Genomic DNA, 7213 nt, shown 5'->3' with positions numbered 1-7213 from the left:
CGAAGGAGCCGAACTTGGCGTTGATCGCCTCGGCCAGCGCGCCGCTCGGCTCGCCGCCACCGTTGGGCGCGAGGCAGTGCCAGTAGAAGGTATGGTTCCACACCTGCGCCGCCTGATTGAACAGGCCACCGGAAGAGGACTTGATGATCTCCTCAAGCGACTTGTTGGCGTCGTCGGTACCTTCGGTCAGCTCGTTGAGCTTGTTGACGTAGGCCTGGTGGTGCTTGCCGTAATGATACTCCAGGGTCTCGGCGGAGATATGCGGCTCGAGGGCGTTCTTTTCATACGGCAATGCGGGCAGTTCGAAGGCCATTATTGTGGCTCCTTGCTTTTCACGGTGGGGTGGCGGGGTCGGCACAAGGACAGCCGGACTCGCTCCCGACTTGCCTTGCGCGTGCCCCGCCGCTATTTTCCAAGAAACCACTAGATTAAATCCAGCTGCCTTCATGTCAAGCAACCATGATGGAAAAGGCGGCAGCGCCCAGGCGGATAGCGCCGAGCGACTGCTGTTTTTACTCAAGACCCGCGGACCTCGCTCCGCTGCGGCACTGGGCGAGATGCTCGGTACCAGCGGTGAGAATGCTCGCCAGCAGCTCGTCAAGCTGGCTCGCCAAGGTCTGGTAGCCCAGCGCCCCCTCCCCGGCGGCGTGGGGCGGCCAACGATCGAGTGGCGGCTCAGCGAGGCCGGACATGCGCGCTTTGCCGATGGCCATGCCGAGTTGGCCTCTCGGCTGATCGTCAGCGTGCGCGACACCTTGGGTGACCACGCATTGGCTCGGCTGATCGAGGCGCGCCAGGCAGAGACCTTGGCGCAGTATCGCCAGGCCCTGGCCGGTAGCGACAGCCTCGAAGAGAGAGTGCAGCAACTGGCCGAGATTCGCTCACGCGAGGGTTACATGGCGGAGTGGCAGCAAGCGGCGGATGGCAGCCTGCTGTTGATCGAAAACCATTGTCCGATCTGTCAGGCCGCCAGAACCTGCCCGGATCTATGCCGTTCCGAGCTGGAGGTGTTTCGCGCCGTGCTGGGAGAGAACGTCAGCGTCGAGCGCAGCGATCACGTGCTGACCGGCGCCAGACGCTGCGTCTATAGCATCCGGAAGCGCTAATCGAAAGCGACCTAGGGTGCTATTCCTTGCCCACAACCCCGATAGGTTTGACCCTCGAAAGTGAGCGTGACCCGGGTCGGGAACGGCTCGCCGCTCATGTCATCGAAGCAGGCGCGTGCTTCCAGGCGCAACTCGAAGGGCTGGTCGGTCAAACCGCTGGCCAGCGCTACCCTGCCCCCGCCGTTGTCCATCGCGGTGACCCGATAGGGCAACGTCATTTCCCGGGCGCCGTAGTCCAGCGTCAGTGTCAATTGGGGAAGGTCATGGCGCAGATTGACGTGCCAGCCCGGCTCGTTGCCGCGGCCATGGAACATCACCCCGGGGCGCTGCTCGCGGGTCAGCGCCGAGCGCGCCATGGCAGCCGTGCAGTCGAGTCGGCCATTGGCGCTTTCCACCACGGCGTCTCCGCCCTTGTTCCAGAAGCTCAGGTCGCCCTGCTGATAGCGCGCACCGCTGGCCACCACGGCCGGCGCCAGGCGATAGGCGCCGTGGGCCGACCACAGCCGTAGCTCGCGCTCGCCGAATGCGGTGACAAGATCCTGCTCCGACGTGCAGCGCCAGGCCTCGAAATGCTCGGCGCCGCCGGCAAACAGCATCGAGGGTAGCAGTGGCGCGGTGCTGGCAACCTGACCTGTGCCAGGGCGTGGACCCTCGACGGGCGTGGCGGCACAGCCGGCCAGAAACAGCGAAGCGGCAGCCAGCATGGCCGGACGGCAGAACGGGAAAAAACGAAGCGTCATGAGGGTTCCTTGGGCGTGTCGAACCGCCACAGCATAACAGCCACCGGTGCCTGGCAGCCCGGTGGTCATTACACGCGCCGCGAACGTAGCGTTGCGAAACGCTTCAGCCGTGGCGTCGACGCAGTTCTCGAGCGGCTTCGACCATATTGGCCAAGGCCGGCTCCACCTCGGCCCAGCCGCGAGTCTTGAGCCCGCAGTCGGGATTGACCCACAGCCGCTCGACGGGGATACGCTCGGCCGCCTTCTCCATCAGTTGCACCATCCACGCCACTTCCGGCACGTTGGGCGAGTGAATGTCGTAAACGCCCGGACCGATCTCGTTGGGATAGGCGAAGTCCTGGAAAGCATCGAGCAGTTCCATGTTCGAGCGCGAGGTTTCGATGGTGATGACGTCGGCATCCAACGCGGCGACGGCGGTGATGATGTCGTTGAACTCGGAGTAGCACATGTGGGTGTGGATCTGCGTGGCATCGCGAGCGACCGAAGCGGTCAGACGGAAACATTCCACCGCCCAGTCGAGGTAGGTCTGCCACTCACCCCGGCGCAGCGGCAGCCCCTCGCGCAGCGCAGGTTCGTCGATCTGGATCGCCGGGATACCGGCAGCTTCGAGATCGGCGACTTCGTCGCGCAGGGCCAGGGCGATCTGCCGGCAGGTGGCCTCACGCGGCTGGTCGTCGCGCACGAAGGACCACTGCAGCATGGTCACCGGCCCCGTGAGCATGCCTTTCATTGGCCGTGCGGAGAGCGACTGCGCGTAGCGGCTCCAGGCTACCGTCATCGGCGCCGGCCGGGAGACGTCGCCGACGATGATCGGGGGCTTGACGCAGCGCGAGCCGTAGCTCTGCACCCAGCCATGACGAGTGAAGACATAGCCCTCAAGCTGCTCGCCGAAGTACTCCACCATGTCGTTACGCTCGGCCTCGCCATGCACCAGCATGTCGATTCCCAGCGACTCCTGGCGCCGCACCGCGTCGGCGATTTCGTCGCGCATCTTCGCCTCGTAGGCCGCCGGCCCCAGCTCGCCGTTCTTGAAGGCCCGACGAGCGGCGCGAATTTCCCCGGTTTGGGGGAAGGAACCGATGGTGGTGGTGGGAAACAGCGGCAGATTCAGCTTACGGCGCTGCGCCTTGGCCCTGACGGGATAGGGATTGTCACGCGAACGCTCGCCATCTCCCACGCTTGCGAGGCGCTGGGCGACCTCGGGGCGATGCAGCCGCGGCGAAGCCCGACGGGCATCCAGCGCCGCCGTGGCGGCAGCAACCCGGGCACGATCCTCGTCATTGCCACGATTGCCGAGTAACCGTGCCAGGGTCACCGTCTCGTCGAGCTTCTGGCGGGCAAAGGCCAGCCAGCTCTGGAGCTCCTCGTCGAGCTCCGTTTCGGCATCGAGGTCTACCGGCACGTGCAACAGCGAGCAGGAGGGCGCCAGCCACAGCCGTTCGCCCAAGCGCATGCGGGCATTGGCCAGGCGCTCGCGCAGGGCCGCCAGGTCGGCGCGCCAGATGTTGCGACCGTCGATGGCGCCCACCGACAGCACCTTGTAACCGGGCAGATTGTCGAGCACCGCCGTAAGCTGCTCGGGGGCACGTACCGTGTCGATGTGCAGGCCATCTACCGGCAGGCTCACGGCCAGGCGCAGGTTGTCGCCCAGCCCGCCGAAATAGGTGGCCACCAGCAGCTTGACCGGGGCGGCGCGCAGCCTGTTGTAGGCGAACTCGAAGGCCTGGCGCCACTCGGCCGGCAGATCCTGTACCAGGGCCGGCTCATCGAGCTGCACCCACTCCACGCCTTGCTCGGCCAGGCGCTCGAGGATCAAGGCATAGACGGGCAGCAGCGCTTCGAGCAGGCTCAGGCGGTCGAAGCCTTTCTCGCGCCCCTTGCCCAGCCACAGCCAGGTCAGCGGCCCGGTGAGAACCACCTTGACCGGGTGCCCCGCCGCGCGTGCCTCGGCCACTTCATCGAACAACCGCGAGCTGGCCAGCCGGAACTCTTGCCCCGGGTGCAGCTCCGGGACCAGGTAGTGGTAGTTGGTATCGAAGTACTTGGTCATCTCGCAGGCAGCTGCCGGCGCTCCACTGGGCGCACGCCCGCGAGCCATGCGAAACTGGGTGTCGAGTTCCACCTCGCCGCGGGCAACCTCTGCCTCGGCGGCGAAACGGGCCGGCACGGCGCCGAGCAGCACGCTGACGTTGAGCACCTGATCGTAGAAGGCGAAATCGCCCACCGTGACCAGATCGAGCCCGGCGTCATGCTGTGCCTGCCAATGGCGTGCCCGCAGTTCGCGCCCGCAGGCTTCGAGGCTTTCGCGGTCCAGCTCACCTTGCCAGTAGGCCTCGACGGCCCGCTTGAGTTCGCGGTCGGCGCCGATTCGCGGATAGCCAAGAACATGAGCTAATGTCATGATAATTCCCTCTAGGCATGAATGTTGCCGTAGAGTCTCGCTGGCAGCGCAAATTGAATCAAACTAAATATATTAACTTAAAACATGAGCCAAACTCATGATTGAACTTCGTCATCTGCGCACTCTGATCGCCCTGCGCGATGCCGGCTCGTTGGTCGAGGCCGCCGAACGGGTCCACCTGACCCAGTCGGCGCTGTCGCATCAGATCAAGGACCTCGAAGAGCGTCTGGGCACAGGGCTGTTCGTGCGCAAGACACGACCGGTGGAATTCACCCGGGCCGGACAACGCCTGCTGGTGTTGGCGGAACAGGTGCTGCCGCTGGTACGCATGGCCGAGCGCGACGTGGCACGGCTGATCGGCCACGAGCCGGGACGCCTGCACATGGCCATCGAATGCCACAGCTGTTTTCAGTGGCTGATGCCCACCGTCGACCGCTTCCGCGACCACTGGCCGGAGGTGGAAATCGACATTCCCGGCGGCCACCATTTCGACCCGCTGCCGGCATTGGCCCGTGAACAACTGGATCTTGTCATCACCGCCGATCCGCAGCCCCTGGCCGGGGTCTACTACGAGCCGCTGTTCCGCTATGAAGGGCTGCTGGCGGTGGCCCGTCAGCACCGCCTGGCCGACCGCCACTCAGTGCCGCCCCAGGAGCTGGCCGAGGAGACCTTGATCACCTATCCCGTGGAGCACGCCCGGCTCGATGTTTTCACCCAGTTCCTAGACCCGGCTGGAGTGAGGCCGCGGGAAGTTCGCACGGCAGAGCTGACGATCATGATGATGCAGTTGGTGGCCAGCGGCCGCGGAGTCTGTGCGCTGCCCAACTGGGCGCTCACCGAGTACCTCGAGCGCGACTACGTGAAAGCCGTCAGCCTGGGGGAAGGCGGCATGTGGAGCACGCTCTTTGCCGCCATTCGTGAAGAGAGCCGCGATCAGCCCTGGATGGAAGATTTCCTGCGCACGGCACGCGAGACGTCGTTTGCCGTCCTGGAAGGCATCAGGCCGGCTTGACCCTGGTCAGCTTGGGCTTGTCATGAGGTACCAGCGGCAACAACAGCGAGAAACAGGCGCCGCCAAGCTCGCGGCTGTCGTCCACCACCACGCTGCCGCCGTGCCAGGCCATGATCTTCTGCACGATGGAGAGCCCCAGACCGTAGCCTCCGCTGCGTCGAGTGCGGCTGTCGTCGAGCCGGGCAAAGGGTTTGAAGATGTTCTGGCGTTCGCCGGCCGGCACGCCGGGCCCATCGTCTTCGATATCGAGCCTGAGCAGGCGCGACTCCAGGCATAATCTCACCAAGACTCGCGACTGGGCATGGCGACACGCATTGGCCACGAGATTCTGCAGTGCCCGCTGCAAATAGCGCGGATCGGCCTGGACCTCGACATCCGGCCCCGGCGCCAACTCCAGGCGTAGATGGGCATGCAACGGTGCCAGGGTCTCTATGACCCGTTCGGCAACGGCACGGCAATCGACCCGGGTACGCTCCAGGGCGGTGCCGTTGACCAGGCCGCTATCCAGCCTGGCGTAGGTAAGAATCTCGTCGATGAGCTGGTCGAGCTCCTCGATATCGCTGTCGATACCATGCAGCTGCCGGTGCACGGCAGGATCGTCGGTCATGTCCTCGACCATCTGCATGGCGAAGCGGATGCGCGCCACCGGCGTTCGCAGCTCATGCGACACCGCACGAATCATCTCCTGCTGTGAACGCAGCAGCGCCTGCACCTGAGCAGCCATGGCATTGAAAGCCATCCCCACCCGGCCAATGAAGCCGCCGCCATCGACCTTGACTCGGGTGTCGAGCCTGCCGCTGGCTATGCGCCCAGCGGCCAGCTCGAGCCGCGCCAGGCGCGCCTCGACGCCGCGCACGATCAGATAGATGATCGCCGCAAGCACGCCGAGCATGATCATCAACACCAGCAGCAGCAGCGATATGGGAGTGGGTTCCAGCGCCGAGACCGGGCCGATCGACAGCCACTGCCGCGAGCCATCGGCGGCGGGTACGGCCAGGTGAACCGTCAGCGCCCAGTGCCCTGGCAGCAGGCGAATCACCAGCTCGCCCTCGCGAAGCCGCGTCAGCTGATGGCTATCGAGCCCTTCGGGCGCCAAGTCCCGCAGGTGAACCGGCAGGGCATAACTGGCCACACCTTCGAGGCGGCGCTGACGAGCCTCGCCGTCGACCTCGGCAAGCCAGTTTCCGAGCAGCTGCGCCAAGCCACGCAGCTGACGCTCGTTTAGCCCCGACAGGCGGGCCTCGAGAATACGATCTTCACGCGGCAGGCGTCGGTAGAGGCGCCAGCTGTCTTCATCGTAGACCTTTACCAGCACGCGTCCGCGCTCCAGGCGCCGCCGCTCGAACCAGCTCAGGTTGGTGTCGTCCGGCTCACGCAATGAAAGATGCATGTTGAGCATATCGGACTGCTGGGTCAGCCAGTAACCGCGCTCGTGAGGCGGTAGGGCCGCCACTCGCCTGGTGAGCAACTGCAACGGTGCAGCCGCCAGATGCTCGCGGTATTGCTCGACGCGCACACGATCGACAAGGGCCAGGCCCATCAGGGCCAGGCCAAATGTCAGTAACAACGCCAGCGCCAAGGCCAGATAGACACGCAGGAAGGAGCCATCGGCGAGGAACCGCTGCATGGATCAGGCGTCCTTGACGAACAGGTAACCTTTGCTGCGCACCGTCTTTATTCGATGTGGATGGTTGGGGTCGTCGCCGATCTTGGGACGAATTCGCGAAACCCTTACATCAATGGAGCGATCCTGGCCGTCGTACTTGATTCCACGCAGGTCGTTGAATATCTCCTCCCGCGTGAGCACCCGACCGGCATTGCTTGCCAGCAACCACAGCAGATCGAATTCGGCACTGGTGAGATCGATACGCTCGCCGGCCAGCCAAGCCTCGCGAGTGGCGCTGTCGACCTCCAGGTTGCCGAAGCTGAGCCGCGCATCGCCGGATTGATCGGT

6 protein-coding genes and 1 pseudogene are annotated in these 7213 nt (G+C 64.9%); 2 read left to right on the top strand and 5 right to left on the bottom strand.

Features of this window, described 5'->3' with window-relative positions:
- Positions 1-313, bottom strand: a pseudogene (locus AC2VNO_RS14860) (superoxide dismutase [Fe]); the annotation flags it as partial.
- Positions 314-446: 133 nt separating this feature from the next.
- On the opposite strand from AC2VNO_RS14860, the gene AC2VNO_RS14855 reads away from it, so the two are divergent.
- On the top strand, positions 447-1106 hold the full coding sequence (locus AC2VNO_RS14855; RefSeq protein ID WP_486934862.1) for a helix-turn-helix transcriptional regulator: 660 nt from the start codon (positions 447-449) through the stop codon (positions 1104-1106).
- An 11-nt stretch (positions 1107-1117) separates the two neighbouring features.
- Here the strand turns inward: AC2VNO_RS14855 and AC2VNO_RS14850 are convergent, their stop codons facing one another.
- Positions 1118-1846: an MliC family protein gene (locus tag AC2VNO_RS14850; RefSeq protein WP_486934861.1), complete on the bottom strand. Its 729-nt coding sequence runs from the start codon at positions 1844-1846 to the stop codon at positions 1118-1120.
- Positions 1847-1949: 103 nt separating this feature from the next.
- Entirely contained in the window at positions 1950-4247 is a 2298-nt protein-coding gene (gene metE, locus AC2VNO_RS14845; protein WP_486934860.1) for a 5-methyltetrahydropteroyltriglutamate--homocysteine S-methyltransferase, read from the bottom strand.
- Between the two features lie 97 nt (positions 4248-4344).
- On the opposite strand from metE, the gene AC2VNO_RS14840 reads away from it, so the two are divergent.
- Positions 4345-5259, top strand: a complete 915-nt coding sequence (locus AC2VNO_RS14840) for a LysR family transcriptional regulator (protein ID WP_486934859.1) — start codon at positions 4345-4347, stop codon at positions 5257-5259.
- Here AC2VNO_RS14840 and AC2VNO_RS14835 read toward each other — a convergent pair.
- Complete coding sequence (locus tag AC2VNO_RS14835; RefSeq protein ID WP_486934858.1) at positions 5246-6886, bottom strand: ATP-binding protein; 1641 nt, start codon at positions 6884-6886, stop codon at positions 5246-5248. The genes AC2VNO_RS14840 and AC2VNO_RS14835 overlap by 14 nt on opposite strands.
- A gap of 3 nt (positions 6887-6889) precedes the next feature.
- Positions 6890-7213: winged helix-turn-helix domain-containing protein (locus AC2VNO_RS14830; RefSeq protein WP_486934857.1), on the bottom strand; the 324-nt coding region annotated here is incomplete at its 5' end.

Source organism: Halomonas sp. TH-94 (genome assembly GCF_057473365.1).
The sequence above is the reverse complement of the archived record's forward strand: the minus strand, read 5'-3'. Positions and strand labels throughout refer to the sequence as shown.